A 17,248-nucleotide genomic window follows, 5' to 3' on the forward strand; every position below is an offset into this window, starting at 1 on the left:
CTGTAGGAGCGGCGTAAGCCGCGATCGCGCCAGATCCAGTGCGAGGCATCGGCACCTTCTGTGGGAGCGGCGTAAGCCGCGATCGCGCTAGATCCAGTACGACGCATCGGCGCCTTCTGTRGGAGCGGCGTAAGCCGCGATCGCGCTRGATCCAGTGCGATGCAAGTGCCGATCAGCGGAGGATCGCTCGATGTGGTCACGCAGTGGCTTGCGGTTTCGCTATCGCGGCTTACGCCGCTCCCACAGACAGCGGAGCAGGGGGCGGCGCGCAGGAATCGGGAGTCACGCCGCCAGCGCGGCGTCCAACGTCGCTGCGCAGTCGGCCTCGATCTTCAGCGTGGCGATGTCGTCCGCGCGGGTCACGCCGCGGTTGAGCAGGGCCAGCGGCAGGCCGGCCTCGCGCGCGGCACGGGCGAAGCGGTAGCCGGAATACACCATCAGCGACGAACCCACGACCAGCATCGCATCGGCTTCGCGCAGGGCCTCGTGCGCGGCTGCGACCCGGGCGCGTGGCACGTTCTCGCCGAAGAACACCACGTCGGGCTTGAGCAGGCCGCCGCAGACCTCGCAGCGCGGCGGTGCGAAATCCTCGAAGCGCACGCCTTCCAGATCGGCGTCGCCGTCCGGAGCGCTCCGCGCGCTCAGATGGCGCCAGTCGGGGTTGTTCGCCGCCAGTTCCTCCTGCACCGCCGCGCGCGCACGGCGCGCGCCGCAGTCCAGGCAGACCGCTTCGTCGAGGCGGCCATGCAGGTCGATCACCTCGGTGCTGCCGGCGCGCTGGTGCAGGCCGTCGACGTTCTGGGTCAGCAGGCGTTTCAGCCCGCCGCGCCCTTGCCAGCGCGCGAGCGCGGCATGGCCGGGGTTCGGAAGCGCGCCTGCGAACGAGGGCCAGCCGACGAAGCTGCGCGCCCAGTAGCGCGCCCGCGTCGCGGCGTCGCCGACGAAGGCCTGGTAGGTGACCGGCGGCTTGCGTTGCCACTGGCCGTCCTCGCCGCGGTAATGCGGGATGCCCGAGCCAGTGCTGATGCCGGCGCCGGTCAGCACGAACACGCGCCGATGTGCGCCCAGCCAGTCGCGCAGCGTTTGCGCGGCGAGCGCATCGGCGTCGAAAGGCTGGATGTCGGAGGGCTGGCCGGTCATGCCGTCATTCTAGAGCGGCGCAGGCGATGGTTTGCGCAAGTCCCGCTCCCGCCCCAAAGCACGACGCGGTTGCGGGCCTTCTGTAGGAGCGGCGTGAGCCGCGATGCATGGCTGCGGTGGCTGGCGCAGGCCGCGGAGTGGCGCGATCGCGGCTTACGCCGCTCCCACAGAGCGTTGGAGCGGCGTTATCACATCGGTGCGGCGCGACAGTGGTGGCTTGCGGTCGCGGCTTACGCCGCTCCTACCCCAAAGTACGACGCGGGTGCGGGCTTGCTGTGGGAGCGGCGTGAGCCGCGATGCAGGGCTGCGGCGGCTGGCGCAGGCTGTGGAGTGGCGCGGTCGCGGCTTACGCCGCTCCTACCCCAAAGCACGACGCGGGTGCGGGCTTTCTGTGGGAGCGGCGTGAGCCGCGATGCGTGGCTGCGGCGGCTGGCGCAGGCCGCGGAGTGGCGCGATCGCGGCTTACGCCGCTCCCACAGGCGGCGGCGTCGGCCGGTCGCGTATGAAGTGCCAACGAGCGCGCAAAAAAAAGCCGCCCGGATCGCTCCGGGCGGCAATTCGGTGCGAAAGCGGGTTTACTGCTTGGCGGCGCCGGTCTTGACCTCGCCGCCGGCCGGTGCAGTCAGGCCGCGACGCTCCAGCAGCGGCTGGATCTGCGGCTCATGACCGGAGAAGTCGCGGAACAGCTGCAGCGCGTCCTTGCTGCCGCCCTGCGACAGCAGGGTGGCGCGGAAGCGGTCGCCGTTCTCGCGGGTCAGGCCGCCGTGCTCCTTGATCCACTTGACCGTGTTCGCGTCCAGCACTTCCGACCAGATGTAGGCGTAGTAGCCGGCCGCGTAGCCGCCCATGATGTGGCTGAAGTACGGGGTCTTGTAGCGCGGCGGGACCGGCGCGTAGCTGACGCCGTCCTTCTGCAGCGCCGCCGCTTCGAAGGACATCACGTCCTTGGCCGCCGGGACCTGGTCGGGGCTGCCGATCTGGTGCCAGTTCTGGTCCAGCATCGCCGCACCGAGGTACTCGGTGGTGGTGAAGCCCTGGTTGAACTTGGACGCGGCCAGAACCTTGTCCAACAGTTCCTTCGGCATCGGCTCGCCGGTCTGGTAGTGCTTGGCGTAGTTGGCCAGGATCGACGGCCAGTCGGCCCACATTTCGTTGACCTGCGACGGGAACTCGACGAAGTCGCGCGGCACGTTGGTGCCGGAGAAGTACGGATACTTCACGTTCGAGAACATGCCGTGCAGGGCATGGCCGAACTCGTGGAACATCGTGGTGACCTCGTCCCAGGTCATCAGGGTCGGCTTGCCGGCCGGCGGCTTGGGAATGTTGAGGTGGTTGGCCACGACCGGCAGGGTGCCGTACAGCTCGGACTGGTCGACGTAGGAGTTCATCCAGGCGCCGCCGCGCTTGCTGTCGCGGGCGTACATGTCGGCGATGAAGATCGCCAGCTGCTTGCCGTTGGCGTCGAACACGTCGTACACCGCGGTGTCGGGGTGGTACAGCGGCAGGTCGGTGCGGCGCTTGAACTTCAGGCCGTAGAGCTGGCCGGCGGCGTAGAACACGCCGTTTTCGAGCACGTTGTTCATCTCGAAGTAGGGCTTGAGCTGCGCTTCGTCGAACGCGTACTTCTCCTGGCGCACCTTCTCGGCGTAGTAGGCCCAGTCCCAGGGCTCGAGCTTGAACGAAGGCTGGCCCTTGGCGGCCTGTTCCTTGTCGATCATGGCCTGCAGGTCGGCGGCTTCGCGCTTGGCGTTGGCGACCGCGGCCGGAGCGAGCTGGCCGAGCATGGCGTTGACCGCCTGCGGGGTCTTGGCGGTCTCGTCCTCGAGCACGAACGCGGCGTAGTTCGGATAGCCCATCATCTTGGCCCGCTCGGCGCGCAGCTTGGTGACCTTGGCGACGATGGCGGTGTTGTCGAACTCGTTGCTGCGGCTGCCGCGCGCGACCGAGGCGCGGTACAGCTTCTCGCGCAGGGCGCGGTTGTCGAGGTCGGTCTCGGGCGGCTGGCCGGTGGTGTTGAGCAGGGTCAGCACGTACTTGCCGTCGAGCTTGCGCGTCTTGGCCGCTTCGGCGGCCGCGGCGATGCGCTCGTCGGACAGGCCGGCCAGCTCTTCCTTGGTGTCGACGGTGATCGCCGAGGCGTTGACCTCGCCCAGCACGTTCTGGCTGAACTTGGTCGCCAGGCCGGCGAGTTCGGCGTTCATCGCCTTGAGCTTGGCCTTGTCGGCCTCGGACAGGTTGGCGCCGCCGCGCACGAAGTCGGTGTAGTAGCGCTCGATCAGGCGCACGCCCTGGGCGTCGAGGCCGAGCGAGTCGCGGGTTTCGTACAGCTTCTTGACCCGCGCGAACAGCTTCGGGTTCAGCGCGATCGCGTCGCGGTGCGCCGACAGCTTGGGCGCGTACTCGGCCTGCAGTTTTTCGCGGGTCGGGTTGGTGTCGGTGCCGACCAGGTTGAAGAACACCGAGGTCGAGCGGCCGAGGATGCGGCCGGACTGCTCCATCGCGACGATGGTGTTGTCGAAGGTGGGCGCGTCCGGATTGTTGGCGATCGCCTCGACTTCCTTGAGCTGGTCGGCCATGCCGCGATCGAAGGCCGGGGCGAAGTCGCTGTCCTTGATCTTGTCGAACTGCGGGTACTGCAGCGGCAGCGGGCTCTCGGCGTAGAACGGATTGGCGGTTTGCGCGCTCACGGCGGTGTCTGCTTTCTTGGCGGGGGACGCGGCATACGTGGGGGCGGTTACGCTCAATGCCACGGCCAGCGCCAGGGCGAGGGGGTGCTTCATCGGACGGACCTCGTCAAAAGGAACCCCGAAGCCTACCGGATGGGGTCCGGGGCGGCGTATGACTAAAGGCATGGTTGCCGCGGACCGGCCGCTGCGGCAAGGTCGCCAGGCCCGAACCGGGGACTTGCGGCACATGCGCCGCGGCGACCCTGGCTTACACTGCCGGCACGCACAGGCCGGGGCAGGGCGCATGGGACAGCGCGAGGTGGGTCGTGGGCCGCAGTCGCCTCGGGCGCGCGGTCCGGCAGGGAGGCGGGCATGAGCGCGCCTTCGGTACGCGCGTTCACGCCGATGCTGCACGTCGCCGACGTGCTGCGCGCGGCCGCCTTCTACGCCCTGATGGGCTTCGGGATCGAGCGCCGGCACCACGATCCGCGCCACGGCGACAAGCCGGTCTGGGCCGCGCTGCAGCATCCCGGCGGCGCCGAGTTGATGCTGGTGCTCGCCGACGGGCCGGTCGACGACAGCGTCCAGGCCGTCCTGTTCTACGTCTATTGCGACGACGTCGCGGCCATGCACGCGCTCCTGCGCGCGGCCGGCGTGACGGTCGGGGCGATCGGCTATCCGTTCTACCGTCCGCACGGCGAGTTCCGCGTCGCCGACGCCGACGGCTATATCTGCATGGTCGCCCACCTGTGAGCCCGCGCGGCGGTCACATCCGCCGCCGCGCGCGCGTCCTTATCCGCACTCCAACGACGAGCGAACCGACGATGACTTCCATGCTGACCGCTGCCTCGCCGATCACCGCCGCGCAAACGCGCCGTTCCCGCACCTCCCTGGGCCGGCTGGCGCTGGGTCTGTGCCTGGGCGCCTGCTTCGCAGGCAACGCGCTGGCCGCCGAAACCACCCGCTACCTGGCCCTGGTCGACGGCGGCAAGCAGGCCGGTCACCAGACCGTGACCCGTGCCGACGACGGCACGATCAACGTCGATTTCATCTTCAAGGACAACGGCCGCGGGCCCGAGCTCAAGGAGACCTACACCCTGGCCGCCGACGGCACCTACAAGACCTACGCGGTCAAGGGCAGCTCGACCTTCGGCGCGCCGGTGGACGAAAGCTTTTCGATCGCCGATGGCAAGGCCCGGTGGAAGTCGACTTCCGACCAGGGCGAGCAGGCCGCGGCGCCCGGCGCGCTGTACTCGCCGCTGGGCGGCACCCCGGCCGGTTTCAGCATCGCCCTGGCAGCGTTGAGCAAGCGCAGCGACGGCAAGCTGCCGCTGATCCCCAGCGGCAGCCTGACCGTGCGCAAGATCGGCGAGGCCGAGGTCGTGCGCGACGGCAAGAAGCAGAAGGTGCAGCTGGTCGCGATGACCGGCGTCGGCCTGACCCCGACCTTCGCCTGGGCCACCCAGGGCGAGAACCCGCGCCTGTTCGCCTATATCTTCCCGGGCTTCCTGCAGCTGATCGAGGAGGGCTGGCAGGGCAACGCCGACGCGCTGGAAACCCAGCAGAAGCTCGCCGAGGGCGAGGCCCTGGTTGATCTGCGCAAGCGCCTGGGCCATCCCATCGCCGGCAGCACCCTGATCCGCAATGCGCGCGTGTTCGACAGCGAGCACGCCAAGCTCGGTCCGGTTTCCGACGTGCTGCTGCGCGACGGCCGCATCGTCTCGGTCGAGGCCGGCGGTGCGATCAAGGTCAAGGCCGACCGCGACATCGACGCGGCCGGCAAGGTGCTGCTGCCGGGCCTGTTCGATATGCACGGCCACATCGGCCGCTGGGATGGCGGCCTCAACCTCGCCGCCGGCGTCACCACCGTGCGCGACATGGGCAACGACAACGCCACCCTGCAGCAGATCATCGGCGAAATCCGCGAGGGCAAGCTGATGTCGCCCGACGTGGTGCCGGCCGGCTTCATCGAGGGCGAGAGCAACTTCTCGGCGCGCAACGGTTTCGTGATCAAGGACCTGGACGGCGCCAAGAAGGCGGTGGACTGGTACGCCGAGCACGGCTACCCGCAGGTCAAGATCTACAACTCCTTCCCCAAGGACCTGCTGCGCGATACCGCCGCCTACGCCCACAGCAAGGGCATGCGCGTGAGCGGCCATGTGCCGGCCTTCATGCGCGCGCAGGACGTGGTCGAGCAGGGTTACGACGAGATCCAGCACATCAACCAGGTGCTGCTGAACTTCTTCGTCGACGACAAGACCGACACCCGCACTCTGACGCGTTTCTACCTGGTCGCCGACAAGACCGCCGACCTGGATTTCGACTCCAAGCCGGTGCAGGACTTCATCGCGCTGCTGGCCAAGAAGCAGATCGTGATCGATCCGACCCTGGCCACGTTCGACTTCCTGCGCCAGCGCCCGGGCGAGCTGTCGCAGGCTTATGCGGCGGTCGCCGAGCATCTGCCGCCGGACCTGCAGCGCGGGCTGCGCGTGGCCGAGATGAACATCCCCGACGACGCCACCGCCGCGCGTTACAACCGCTCCTATGAGAAGGCGGTCGAGTTCGCCGGCCGCATGTACAAGGCCGGCGTGCCGCTCGTGGCCGGCACCGACGCGCTTCCCGGCTTTACCCTGCAGCGCGAGCTGGAGCTGTACGTGCAGGCCGGCCTGACCCCGTCGCAGGCGCTGCAGGTCGCGACCTGGAACGGCGCCAAGTACGCGCGTGTGCTCGAAGACCGCGGCTCGGTCACCCCGGGCAAGCGTGCCGACCTGATCCTGATCGACGGCGACCCGACCGCGAACATCGCCGACATCCGCAAGGTCGCGCTGGTGCTCAAGGGCGAGGTCGCCTATTACCCCAGCGAGATCGACGAGGCGCTCGGAATCAAGCCGTTCGCCGCGCCGGTGAAGGTCGGCGTAGCGCAGTAGGCGCGGCAGCTGCAGGGCGAGGCAGCCGCAGGGCGAGGCAGCCGCAGGGCGCCGCACGGTCGGCCGTCGCCGCGATGGCGGCGGCCGCTGTGGGAGCGGCGTAAGCCGCGATCGCGCAACCACGACCGCCGCAGCCCGACCCGAAGCGAAGCGGTTCTGCCTTGGGGTAGGAGCGGCGTGAGCCGCGACCGCGCAACCACGACCGCTGTAGCCCGACCCGATGCGAAGCGGTTCCGCCTTGGGGTAGGAGCGGCGTAAGCCGCGACCGCGACACTGCGGTGGCCTGCGCGGGTCGTGATAGGTCGCGATCACGGTTTACGCCGCTCCCACAGGAGCGGCGCATGGCAGGTGGTTTAGGTGCACGGCGTGGGTCGCGATCGCGGCTTACGCCGCTCCCACAGGAGCGGCGAATGGCAGGTGGGTTTAGGTGCGCGGTGTGGGTTCGTGGTCGCGGCTTACGCCGCTCCTACCCCAAGGCGTCGCCTCTGCGGGGACGCGCTGAATTTTTACAAATATCATTAATTTCAATGGGTTGAGGTGTATTTCTCAGTCGGGAACGCATCCAGAATGTGGACTGGATATGCCTAAACCGCATACCTTCGAGTACTGACTCTTTTAATGATTTGGTAACATTCACCGGACAAAGAGCCGCCACCGGCGCGGGCAGTCCGCGCTACGGCCGTCAGGGGACGGTCGGACCGACGTCGCAGTCGTCCCGTCGCCGAGCCGCATGCCAGGCGCATGCCCAGCCCGGCTTCTTACGAACCCAGGTGCCCCGATCCCGGGCCGCCGCTTTCATCGAGAACCCCCGCCATGCGTCAGCACGTCCGTGCTCCCCGCAGCCATGCCCTGGCCATCGCCGTCGCGATCAGCCTGACTTCCGCCGCCGCCTTCGCGCAGGACGCGCCCGCCGCAGCCGCCGAGACGGCGCCCGCCGCCGAATCCGAGGCCAAGACCCTGGACGCGCTGATGGTGACCGCGCAGCGCCGCGTCGAACGCGCCAAGGACGTGCCGATGGCGCTGACCACCGTCGATGCCGAGAAGCTGCACGTGCTCGGTTCCGGCGGCGGCGACATCCGCTACCTGTCCGGCCGTCTGCCCAGCCTGAACATCGAGTCCTCGTTCGGCCGCGCCTTCCCGCGCTTCTACATCCGCGGCCTGGGCAACACCGACTTCGACCTCAACGCCTCGCAGCCGGTCTCGCTGGTGTACGACGACATCGTCCTGGAGAACCCGCTGCTGAAGGGCTTCCCGGTGTTCGACATGGAGAACGTCGAACTGCTGCGCGGCCCGCAGGGCACGCTGTTCGGCCGCAACACCCCGGCCGGCGTGGTCAAGTTCGAATCCGCCAAGCCGACCCGCGAACTCGAAGGCTACGGCCAGATCGCCTACGGCACCCACGGCACCACCAACATCGAAGGCGCGATCAGCGGCCCGCTGGGTCCGAACTGGTCGGCGCGCGCTTCGGTGCTGTACCAGCGCCGCGACGAGTGGGTGACCAACACCAACCCGAACGCCCGCACCAATCCCAAGCTGGAAGGCTACGACGAGTCGGCCGCGCGCCTGCAGCTGCAGTACGACGGCAGCGAGACCTTCCACGCCCTGTTCAACGTGCACGCGCGCCACCTCAACGGCACCGCGCGCCTGTTCCGCGCCAACATCTTCAAGCCGGGCACCAACGATCTGGTCGACGGCTTCGACGACGAAAAGATCGCCATCGACGGCCGCAACTTCCAGCAGCTCGACACCTTCGGCGCCAGCGCGCGCCTGAGCTGGGACTTCGGCAACGACCTCACCCTGTACTCGATCACCGGTTACGAGTCGGCCGACTCGCTCAGCCGCGGCGACATCGACGGTGGCGTGGGCGCAGTGTTCGCACCGCCGTCCGGCCCCGGCGTGATCCCGTTCACCGCCGAATCCGCCGACGGTCTGCCCGACCACCGCCAGTGGACCCAGGAATTCCGCCTGGAGTCGAACTACAGCGGCCCGCTGAACTGGCAGGCCGGCCTGTTCTACTTCGACGAAGACATCACCGTCGACAGCTTCAACTACGACACCCTCGGCGGCGGCGTGCAGGCCGGCTGGGCGCAGCAGAAGCAGCGCAACAAGGCCTGGGCGGCGTACGGCTCGCTGGACTACGCGGTCACCGACAAGCTGACCCTGCGTGGCGGCCTGCGCTACACCCAGGACAAGAAGGACTTCACCGCCAGCGTGCTGCAGAGCGCGCCGTTCGGTGCGCCGGTGTCGGGTCCGTTCCCGGTCCACACCGACGTCGACGACGTCAGCTGGGACGCCAGCGCGGTCTACCAGGTCACCCCCGACGTGAACCTGTACGCCCGCGTCGCCAAGGGCTTCCGCGCCCCGTCGATCCAGGGCCGCCTGCTGTTCCAGGTGCCGCCGCAGCCGTCGGTGGCCGACGCCGAGAAGGTCATCTCCTACGAAGCCGGCGTCAAGGCCGACCTGTGGGACAAGCGCGCGCGCCTGGGCTTCGCGGTGTTCCATTACAACGTCGACAACCAGCAGCTCAACGCCGTTGGCGGCGCGCGTAACCAGACCGTGCTGCTCAACGCCGACAAGACCGTGGGCCAGGGCTTCGAGTTGGACTTCGATGCCTACGTCACCGACAACCTGATGATCACCCTCGGCGCCAGCTACAACGACACCGAGATCAAGGACGCCAACCTCGCCGTCGCGCCCTGCGGCAGCGGCATGTGCACGGTCACCGATCCGCCCGTCATTGATCCGATCACGGGTGCTGTGCTTGCGCGCATCGACGGCAACCCGCTGCCGCAGGCACCGAAGTGGGTCTACAACCTGACCGCGCGCTATTCGCTGCCGGTCGGCGACGGCGGCGAGTTCTTCGTCTACACCGACTGGGCCTACCGCAGCGAAGTGAACTTCTTCCTGTACGAGGCCAAGGAGTTCCGCGGCAAGGCCCTGCTCGAAGGCGGCCTGCGCGTGGGCTACGGCTGGGACGACGGCAAGTACGAGCTGGCGCTGTACGGCCGCAACATCCTCGACAAGGTGCAGGCGGTCGGCGCGATCGACTTCAACAACCTGACCGGCTTCGTCAACGAGCCGCGCATCGTGGGTCTGGAGTTCAAGGCCGGTTTCTGAGGCCGGGCAGGGCGGTACGCCGCCTGCCGATGCAGCAGCCGAACGGCCCGCCTCGCGCGGGCCGTTCGTTTTTTCGGGCCTGCGGGCAGGGCGACGGCCTTGCCGCGTCCTTTACCGCCGGCTCGCTAGGCTGGCGCGCACGCAACGCGTTATCGTGCGTCCAGCCCCCTCGGAGCCCGTCCCATGACCACCGCCTACGATTTCACCGCCACCGACATCGACGGCCAGTCGCGCTCGCTGGACGAGTACCGCGGCAAGGTGCTGCTGATCGTCAACGTCGCCTCGCAGTGCGGCTTTACCCCGCAGTACACCGGCCTGGAGCAGCTCGAGCGCAAATACTCGGGGCAAGGCTTCGAAGTGCTGGGCTTCCCCTGCGACCAGTTCGGTCATCAGGAGCCGGGCAACGAGGCCGAGATCAAGGAGTTCTGCTCGCTGACTTACGAGGTGAGCTTCCCGATGTACGCCAAGATCGACGTCAACGGCGACAAGGCGCATCCGCTGTGGAAGTGGCTGAAGGACGAAAAGGGCGGCTTCCTTGGCATCGACGCGATCAAGTGGAACTTCAGCAAGTTCCTGGTCGGCCGCGACGGCAAGGTCGTCAAGCGCTACGCCCCGACCGACAAGCCCGAGTCGATCGCGGCGGATATCGAGAAGGCGCTGGCCTGAACCCAAACCCGCATCGCGCTTTGGGGTAGGAGCGGCGTAAGCCGCGACCGCAACACGCGGGCGCAGCGAAAGTTTCGCAGCCGCTCGATCTCACGGGTCGCGGCTTACGCCGCTCCTACCCCAAGTCGAAATCGGCGGCCGTTGCTTTCTGTGGGAGCGACGTGAGTCGCGATTTCGTCCCAGGCTGGGATTCATCGCGGCGCACGCCGCTCCCACACCGGCCTACGCCACGTCGTTGGCCGCTTGCAGTTGCACCGGAACCGCCGCCTTCACCGTCTCCCGCGGCCGCATCTTCAGCCCGAAGCACGGCCGCAGCAGCGGCACCCGGCGGATGATCGCGTGCAGCCCCCAGCAGCCCAGCACGGTGCCGACCACCACGATCACCGGCTCGCTCACCGGGCCCAGGTGCAGCGGCAGGATCCAGTACGCGATCAGCACGATCAGGCTCTGGTGCAGCACGTACCAGGGATAGACCGCCTCGTTGGCCCAGGGCAGCCAGCGGAACGGGCGGTTGAGCAGGGCATGGCCCCAGCCCAGGATCGCCGAGATCGCGAACCAGATGTACAGGTTGCGCAGCAGCCACACGCTCTTCTGCAGCACGTCCGGAATGTCGTCCGGCAACGCCAGCGCCAGGGTCAGGTAGAAGCCGAACAGGCCCAGGGCCAGGCCCAGGCTCCATTTGCGCAGCCGCACCAGCTCGTTCCACAGGCCGCTGTCGTTGCCCAGCCAGTAGCCGTAGAGGAACACGCTGAAATAGATCGCGTGGCGGTACCAGTCGTGGATCAGGTCGCCGGTTTCCTCGAAATGCGGCTGCAGCAGCATGGTCGCCACGGCCAGCGGCAGCGCCGGCAGGATCAGCAGCTTCCAGCCGCGCAGCCCGGCCACCAGCGCGTGCAGGCGCCGGCCCAGGCCGTTGCGGAACAGCGGCAGCAGGGCGGCCAGGACGACGGTATAGACCCACAGGTAGGCCAGGTACCACAGGTGGTTCCAGGTGAAGCCGTACTCCCAGCCGTCGAACGCGTCCTTGGGCCAGGGCTGGAATTGGTAGTAGCGCAGCAGGAAATCGACGAAGCCCGGCTCGACCAGGCCGTTGGCCACGCCCTGGGCATAGGGCTGGATCGGCACCACCACCAGGCAGCCGAAGGTCAGCGGCAGCAGCAGGCGCCAGCTGCGCTGGACCACGAAGCGCCCCAGCGAGGTGCCGCGCAGCAGGAAGTGCACCGACAGGCCCGAGATCAGGAAGATCAGGTCCATGCGCCAGCGGTTCATGAACAGCATCGGGATCTGCAGCGGCTCGGACAGGTGCGTGCTTTTCAGATGCCAGTCCCACTCGGCGACATAGAGCATGGCGCAGTGGTAGAGGATCAGCAGGGCGAAGGCGATCGCGCGCAGGGCGTCGATATCGTGGCGGCGTTGCATGGGTCGGTCCGCGGCAGTGGTGGAGCGCACAGCCTTGCCGCGACGGCCCCGCGGCGCAGCGCCGAGGTGACCGGCGGTGGGCTCGCGGGGACGAATCGCGGGCTTCGGGGACGGCCGGTTGCCGCGACTGCACCCGCACAGGCGAGAATGCGGCCATGAACTACGAACCGACCGCGGCCCGGATGGCCGACGCCGACAACGCCATCCCGCCGGCCCAGCCGCTCGTCCCGCCTAGTGCCTGGGACCGCTACCAGCCGTGGCGGCGCGTCCTCGAAATCGCGAGCTGGGTGCTGCTGTTCTCGGTCAACGCGGTCGCGGGCACCCTGACCACGATCATCGACATCCACCGGGTCGGGCTGGACATCCCCGACTGGGCGCCGGCGATCTGGGAGGCGACCAGCTGCGCGGTCGCGCTGGCCCTGGTCCCGGCCCTGGTCCGGTACACCCGCAAGGTCCCGTTCCACATCGATACCTGGCGGCGGGCGCTGGGCCTGCACCTGCTCGGCAGCGTGGTCTGGTCGCTGCTGCATGTGAGTCTGATGGTCGGCCTGCGCAAGCTGGTCTACGCCGGCCTGGGCGAGTCCTACGACTTCGGCTCCTGGGGCATGGGCTTCGTCTACGAGTACCTGAAGGACGTGCGTTCCTACACCTATATGGTGCTGTGGATCGAAGGCTACCGCTTGCTGCTGCGGCGTTGGCAGGGCGAGGCCAGCCTGCTGGCGCCGCCCGACGACCTGCCCGAGCCGGCCATGCCCGAGCGTCCCGAGCGCTTCCTGGTGCGCAAGCTGGGCAAGGAGTTCCTGATCGCCGCCGGCGAAGTCGAATGGCTGCAGGCCTCGTCCAACTACGTGAACCTGCACCTGCGTGGCCGCGACTACCCGCTGCGCACCACCATGGCCACGATCGAGACCCAGCTCGACCCGGCCCGCTTCGTGCGCGTGCACCGCTCCTATATGGTCAACCTGGATTGCGTCGGCGAGATCGAGCCGCTGGAAAGCGGCGACGCGCGCATCACCATGAGCGACGGCACCCGGATCCCGTGCAGCCGGCGCTACCGCGGCGCGCTGCGCCAGGAACGCCGCGCCGCCTGAGCCGCTAGTCGCGTCCGGCCGGTGCCGGCGGCAACAGGGCGTGCAGCTCGCGCACCAGGCGTTCGACCTTCTCCGGCGTATAGCCACGCTGCACGTGCGCGATCCGGCCATGGGTGTCGATCAGGAAGGCGTTGGGCACGGCGCGCACGCGGTAGTAGCGCGCGACCGTGCCCGGATCGCGGAGGTAGGTCAGGTCCAGCCTGGGGTTCAGGCGCAGGAACGCGTCGTAGTCGCGCTGCGGCTCGGCGTAGTTGATCGCGACGATCTCCAGGCGCTGGCGACCGACGCCGGCCTGCAAAGCCGCCAACTGCGGCAGTTCGCGCCGGCATTGTTCGCACCAGCCGGCCCAGAACACCACCAGCACGACTTTGCCGCGGTACTGGCTGACCCGTATCGAGCGGCCGTCGCGGTCCAGGCCCAGCCAGTCGGGCGGAAGGTCGCCGACTTGCGGCGCCTGTGCGCTTGTTTTTGCGATGTTCGCGGTGTTCGCGATGTTCGAGGTGCTCGCGTCGTCGGCGGCGGCCGCCGGAGCCAGCGCCGCGCCCAGGCACAGCGACATCAGCGCGGCCGCCGACAGCCGGCCTAGCGCGACGCGTAGCGACGAGAGCGGGCGCGCGCTCATTTCTCGACGAACGCGCGCTCGTAGACGTACTGCCCCGGCGTGCCGATGCGCGGCGCGGCGCTGAAGCCGCGGCCGTCCAGCAGTTCGCGGAAGTCGGCCAGCATCTGTGGGCTGCCGCAGATCATGGCGCGGTCGTGCTCGGCGTCCAGCGGCTCGATCCCCAACTGCGCCATCATCCGGCCGTCGGCCATCATCTCGGTCAGGCGCCCGCGCTGATCGCGGCCGGCGAAGTCGAAGGTCTCGCGGCTCACCGCCGGGTAGTAATGCAGCTGCCTGGCGATCTGCTCGCCGAGGAACTCGTGCTTGGGCAGCTCGTTGACGATGTAGTCGCGGTAGGCCAGGTCCTGGACGCTGCGCACGCCGTGGCACAGGATCACCCGCTCGAAGCGCTCGTAGGTCTCCGGGTCCTTGATCACCGACAGCCACGGCGCGAAGCCGGTGCCAGTGCCCAGCAGGTACAGGTTGCGGCCCGGATGCAGATCGTGGATCAGCAGGGTGCCGGTGGGTTTGCGCCCGATCAGCACCTGGTCGCCCGGCTGGATTTCCTTCAGGCGCGAAGTCAGCGGCCCGTTCGGAACCTTGATGCTGAAGAACTCCAGCTGCTCTTCCCAGTTCGCGCTGGCGATCGAATACGCGCGCAGCAGGGGCTTGGACGAACCGTCCGCCTGCGGAACCTGCAGTCCGATCATCACGAACTGCCCGTTCTCGAAACGGAAACCGTCGTCGCGGGTGGTGGTGAAGCTGAAGTAGTCGTCGGTCCAGTGACGGACGTCCAGCACCGTCTCGGTGCCAAATGCGGAGGACATGCGGGGCAGGGGAGTGGAGCCGGGGCCGCATTGTAGCCGATCGATGAGAGTGACTCTCATCTGCTGCCTGGCGACCGCGGTCGCGAGGATTCGCCTAGCCCGTGCCGCGATTCGTACTTTGAAGTGCCGCCGTGGAATCGGCCCCGCTTCCGCCGCCGCTGTCAACGGGTTTCCCCTGCCGCCCGGCGTTGCGACAATCGGGTCAGCCCGCAGCCAGCGGGTGCCAGACCGATTGGACGCAATGCAAGACACGAATTCGAAGTCCGCACCGCAGATCGCCGAACAGATCGCACGCACCATCGCCGCCGAGATCGGTGCGCAACCCGCCCAGGCCCGTTCCGCCATCGCCCTGCTCGACGAAGGCGCGACCGTGCCGTTCATCGCGCGCTACCGCAAGGAAGTCACCGGCGGCCTCGACGACACCCAACTGCGCGACCTCGAAACCCGCCTGCGCTACCTGCGCGAGCTCGAGGACCGCCGCGCCGCGGTGCTGGACAGCATCGCCGAACAGGGCAAGCTCAGCGACGCGCTGCGCGCCGACATCGAAGCCGCCGACAGCAAGGCGCGCCTGGAAGATCTGTACCTGCCGTACAAGCCCAAGCGCCGCACCAAGGCGCAGATCGCGCGCGAAGCCGGTCTGGAGCCGCTGGCCGACGGGCTGCTCGCCGATCCGACGCTGCAACCGGAAGCGTTCGCCGCCGGTTTCGTCAGCGAAGACAAGCAGGTCGCCGACGTCAAGGCCGCGCTCGACGGCGCGCGCGCGATCCTGATGGAGCGTTGGGGCGAAGACGCAGCGCTGGTCGGCGAACTGCGCACCTGGCTGCACCAGACCGGCGTGATCCGCGCCCGCGTGGTCGAAGGCAAGGAGAACGAAGGCGCCAAGTACCGCGACTACTTCGACCACGCCGAGGCCCTGGCCAAGATTCCCTCGCACCGCTTGCTGGCGCTGTTCCGCGCGCGCCGCGAGGAAGTGCTGTACCTCGACCTGGAACCCACCGCCGATCCGGCCGCCGGCCATGCCTACGGCGAGGGCCGGGTCGCGCTGCACGCCGGCGTCGCCGATCGTGGCCGCGCCGCCGACCGCTGGCTGCTCGACGCCTGCCGCATGACCTGGCGCGCCAAGCTGCACCTGCACCTGCTGCTGGACCTGTTCGGCCAGGCCCGCGAAAAGGCCGAAGCCGAAGCCATCGACGTGTTCGGCGACAACCTCAAGGACCTGCTGCTGGCCGCGCCGGCCGGTCCGCGCGCCGTGCTCGGCCTCGACCCGGGCCTGCGTACCGGGGTCAAGGTCGCGGTGGTCGACGCCACCGGCAAGCTGGTCGCCACCGACACCATCTACCCGCACGAGCCGCGCAAGCAGTGGGACCAGTCGCTGCACACGCTGCGCGCGCTATGCGCCAAGCACGCGGTCGAACTGATCTCGATCGGCAACGGCACCGCCTCGCGCGAAACCGACAAGCTCGCCGGCGACCTGATGAAGCTCGCGCCGGAGCTGAACCTGACCAAGATCGTGGTCAGCGAGGCCGGCGCTTCGGTGTACTCGGCCTCCGAGTTCGCCGCCAAGGAATTCCCGGGCCTGGACGTCAGCATCCGCGGCGCAGTCTCGATCGCGCGGCGCCTGCAGGACCCGCTCGCCGAGCTGGTCAAGATCGACCCCAAGGCGATCGGTGTCGGCCAGTACCAGCACGACGTCGACCAGTACCGCCTCGCGCGCGCGCTCGACGCCCGCGTCGAAGACTGCGTGAACGCGGTCGGTGTCTACGTCAATACCGCCTCCGCGGCGCTGCTGGCGCGGGTGTCGGGTCTGTCGAGCACGGTCGCCGAGAACATCGTCCGCCACCGCGACGAGAACGGCCCGTTCGCCTCGCGCAAGGCCCTGCTGAAAGTGCCGCGCCTGGGCGAGAAGACCTTCGAGCAGTGCGCCGGCTTCCTGCGCATCGTCGGCGGCGAGCAACCGCTGGACGCCTCGGCGGTGCACCCGGAGGCCTATCCGGTGGTCGAACGCATCGTCAAGCAATGCGGCCGCGAGGTGAAGCAGTTGCTCGGCGATCCGCAGTTCGTGCGCGGGCTCAAGCCCGAGCAGTACACCGACGACACCTTCGGCCTGCCGACCGTGCGCGACATCCTCAAGGAAATGGAGAAGCCCGGCCGCGACCCGCGCCCGGAATTCAAGGCCGCGCGTTTCGCCGACGGCGTCGAGGACCTCAAGGACCTCAAGGTCGGCATGATCCTGGAAGGCGTGATCAGCAACGTTGCCGCGTTCGGTGCCTTCGTCGACATCGGCGTGCACCAGGACGGCCTGATCCACATCTCGGCGCTGTCGGACAAATACATCAAGGACCCGCGCGAGGCGGTCAAGGCCGGCGACGTGGTCAAGGTGCGGGTGCTGGAGGTCGACATCGCACGCAAGCGCATCGCCCTGACGCGCCGCCTCGACGACGCGGTGCCCGCGCCGCGCGCGCCGGGCGGCGGTGCGGACCGCGCCAACGCCGATCGCGGCGGCGGCCGCGGCAAGGACGGCGGCCGCGGCGGGCGTCGCGATCAGGCGCCGCGCGGCGGCTCGTTCGCATCGGCGGGCAAGGCGGCTGCGCCGATGGGCGGGGCCTTGGCCGATGCGTTCGCGCGGGCGAAACAAAAGAGTTGATCGCGGTCGCCGGTTCGTAGGATGCGGTGAGCCAAAGGCGAACCGCATCGTCGCGAAGGTCTGGAAACGATAGGCGCCTCCCGCGGCCCATAGAAGAATCCCCGCCATGGCGGGGATTCGAACTGACGCGGGTACGCGGACGTGGCGTGT

At 68.6% G+C, this 17,248-nt stretch carries 11 protein-coding genes; 6 read left to right on the top strand and 5 right to left on the bottom strand.

The window, feature by feature from the left end; translation table 11 throughout:
* Positions 1–282: 282 nt before the first annotated feature.
* Both ASE10_RS12540 and ASE10_RS12545 read right to left on the bottom strand, forming a co-directional pair.
* Positions 283–1,140 (bottom strand): NAD-dependent protein deacetylase, encoded by an 858-nt coding sequence (locus tag ASE10_RS12540; RefSeq protein ID WP_055906204.1) that lies wholly within the window; start codon positions 1,138–1,140, stop codon positions 283–285.
* 575 nt (positions 1,141–1,715) lie between these two features.
* Positions 1,716–3,920, bottom strand: a complete 2,205-nt coding sequence (locus ASE10_RS12545; protein WP_056305335.1) for a M3 family metallopeptidase — start codon at positions 3,918–3,920, stop codon at positions 1,716–1,718.
* Between the two features lie 258 nt (positions 3,921–4,178).
* Between ASE10_RS12545 and ASE10_RS12550 the strand changes: the two genes are divergently transcribed.
* The 4 genes from ASE10_RS12550 to ASE10_RS12565 all read left to right on the top strand — a co-directional run bounded on the left by ASE10_RS12550 (position 4,179) and on the right by ASE10_RS12565 (position 10,516).
* Positions 4,179–4,559 (top strand): VOC family protein, encoded by a 381-nt coding sequence (locus ASE10_RS12550; RefSeq protein ID WP_056305337.1) that lies wholly within the window; start codon positions 4,179–4,181, stop codon positions 4,557–4,559.
* A gap of 80 nt (positions 4,560–4,639) precedes the next feature.
* Positions 4,640–6,733 (top strand): amidohydrolase family protein, encoded by a 2,094-nt coding sequence (locus tag ASE10_RS12555; RefSeq protein ID WP_082559839.1) that lies wholly within the window; start codon positions 4,640–4,642, stop codon positions 6,731–6,733.
* Between the two features lie 813 nt (positions 6,734–7,546).
* Positions 7,547–9,850, top strand: a complete 2,304-nt coding sequence (locus ASE10_RS12560; protein ID WP_055906213.1) for a TonB-dependent receptor — start codon at positions 7,547–7,549, stop codon at positions 9,848–9,850.
* A 183-nt stretch (positions 9,851–10,033) separates the two neighbouring features.
* On the top strand, positions 10,034–10,516 hold the full coding sequence (locus ASE10_RS12565; protein WP_055906216.1) for a glutathione peroxidase: 483 nt from the start codon (positions 10,034–10,036) through the stop codon (positions 10,514–10,516).
* 222 nt (positions 10,517–10,738) lie between these two features.
* On the opposite strand, the gene ASE10_RS12570 is transcribed toward ASE10_RS12565, so the two are convergent.
* The gene (locus tag ASE10_RS12570; RefSeq protein ID WP_055906220.1) at positions 10,739–11,935 is read right to left on the bottom strand and encodes an acyltransferase family protein; all 1,197 of its coding nucleotides are present in this window, start codon (positions 11,933–11,935) and stop codon (positions 10,739–10,741) included.
* Between the two features lie 155 nt (positions 11,936–12,090).
* Here ASE10_RS12570 and ASE10_RS12575 point away from each other — a divergent pair, with 155 nt between their 5' ends.
* Positions 12,091–13,026, top strand: a complete 936-nt coding sequence (locus ASE10_RS12575) for a LytTR family DNA-binding domain-containing protein (protein ID WP_235565860.1) — start codon at positions 12,091–12,093, stop codon at positions 13,024–13,026.
* A 4-nt stretch (positions 13,027–13,030) separates the two neighbouring features.
* Here the strand turns inward: ASE10_RS12575 and ASE10_RS12580 are convergent, their stop codons facing one another.
* Together ASE10_RS12580 and ASE10_RS12585 are read right to left on the bottom strand one after the other, a co-directional pair.
* Positions 13,031–13,648 carry a TlpA disulfide reductase family protein gene (locus ASE10_RS12580; RefSeq protein ID WP_055906223.1) on the bottom strand — a complete coding sequence of 206 codons (618 nt, stop codon included), beginning with the start codon at positions 13,646–13,648 and terminating at the stop codon, positions 13,031–13,033.
* The gene (locus ASE10_RS12585) at positions 13,645–14,454 is read right to left on the bottom strand and encodes a ferredoxin--NADP reductase (RefSeq protein WP_055906228.1); all 810 of its coding nucleotides are present in this window, start codon (positions 14,452–14,454) and stop codon (positions 13,645–13,647) included. Before ASE10_RS12585 ends, ASE10_RS12580 begins: the two co-directional genes overlap by 4 nt.
* Before the next feature lie 241 nt (positions 14,455–14,695).
* Between ASE10_RS12585 and ASE10_RS12590 the strand changes: the two genes are divergently transcribed.
* Positions 14,696–17,098 (top strand): Tex family protein, encoded by a 2,403-nt coding sequence (locus ASE10_RS12590; RefSeq protein WP_055906231.1) that lies wholly within the window; start codon positions 14,696–14,698, stop codon positions 17,096–17,098.
* Positions 17,099–17,248: the final 150 nt, after the last annotated feature.

Origin of the sequence: Lysobacter sp. Root76 (assembly GCF_001428685.1) — a bacterium.
Classification (GTDB): Bacteria; Pseudomonadota; Gammaproteobacteria; order Xanthomonadales; family Xanthomonadaceae; genus Lysobacter.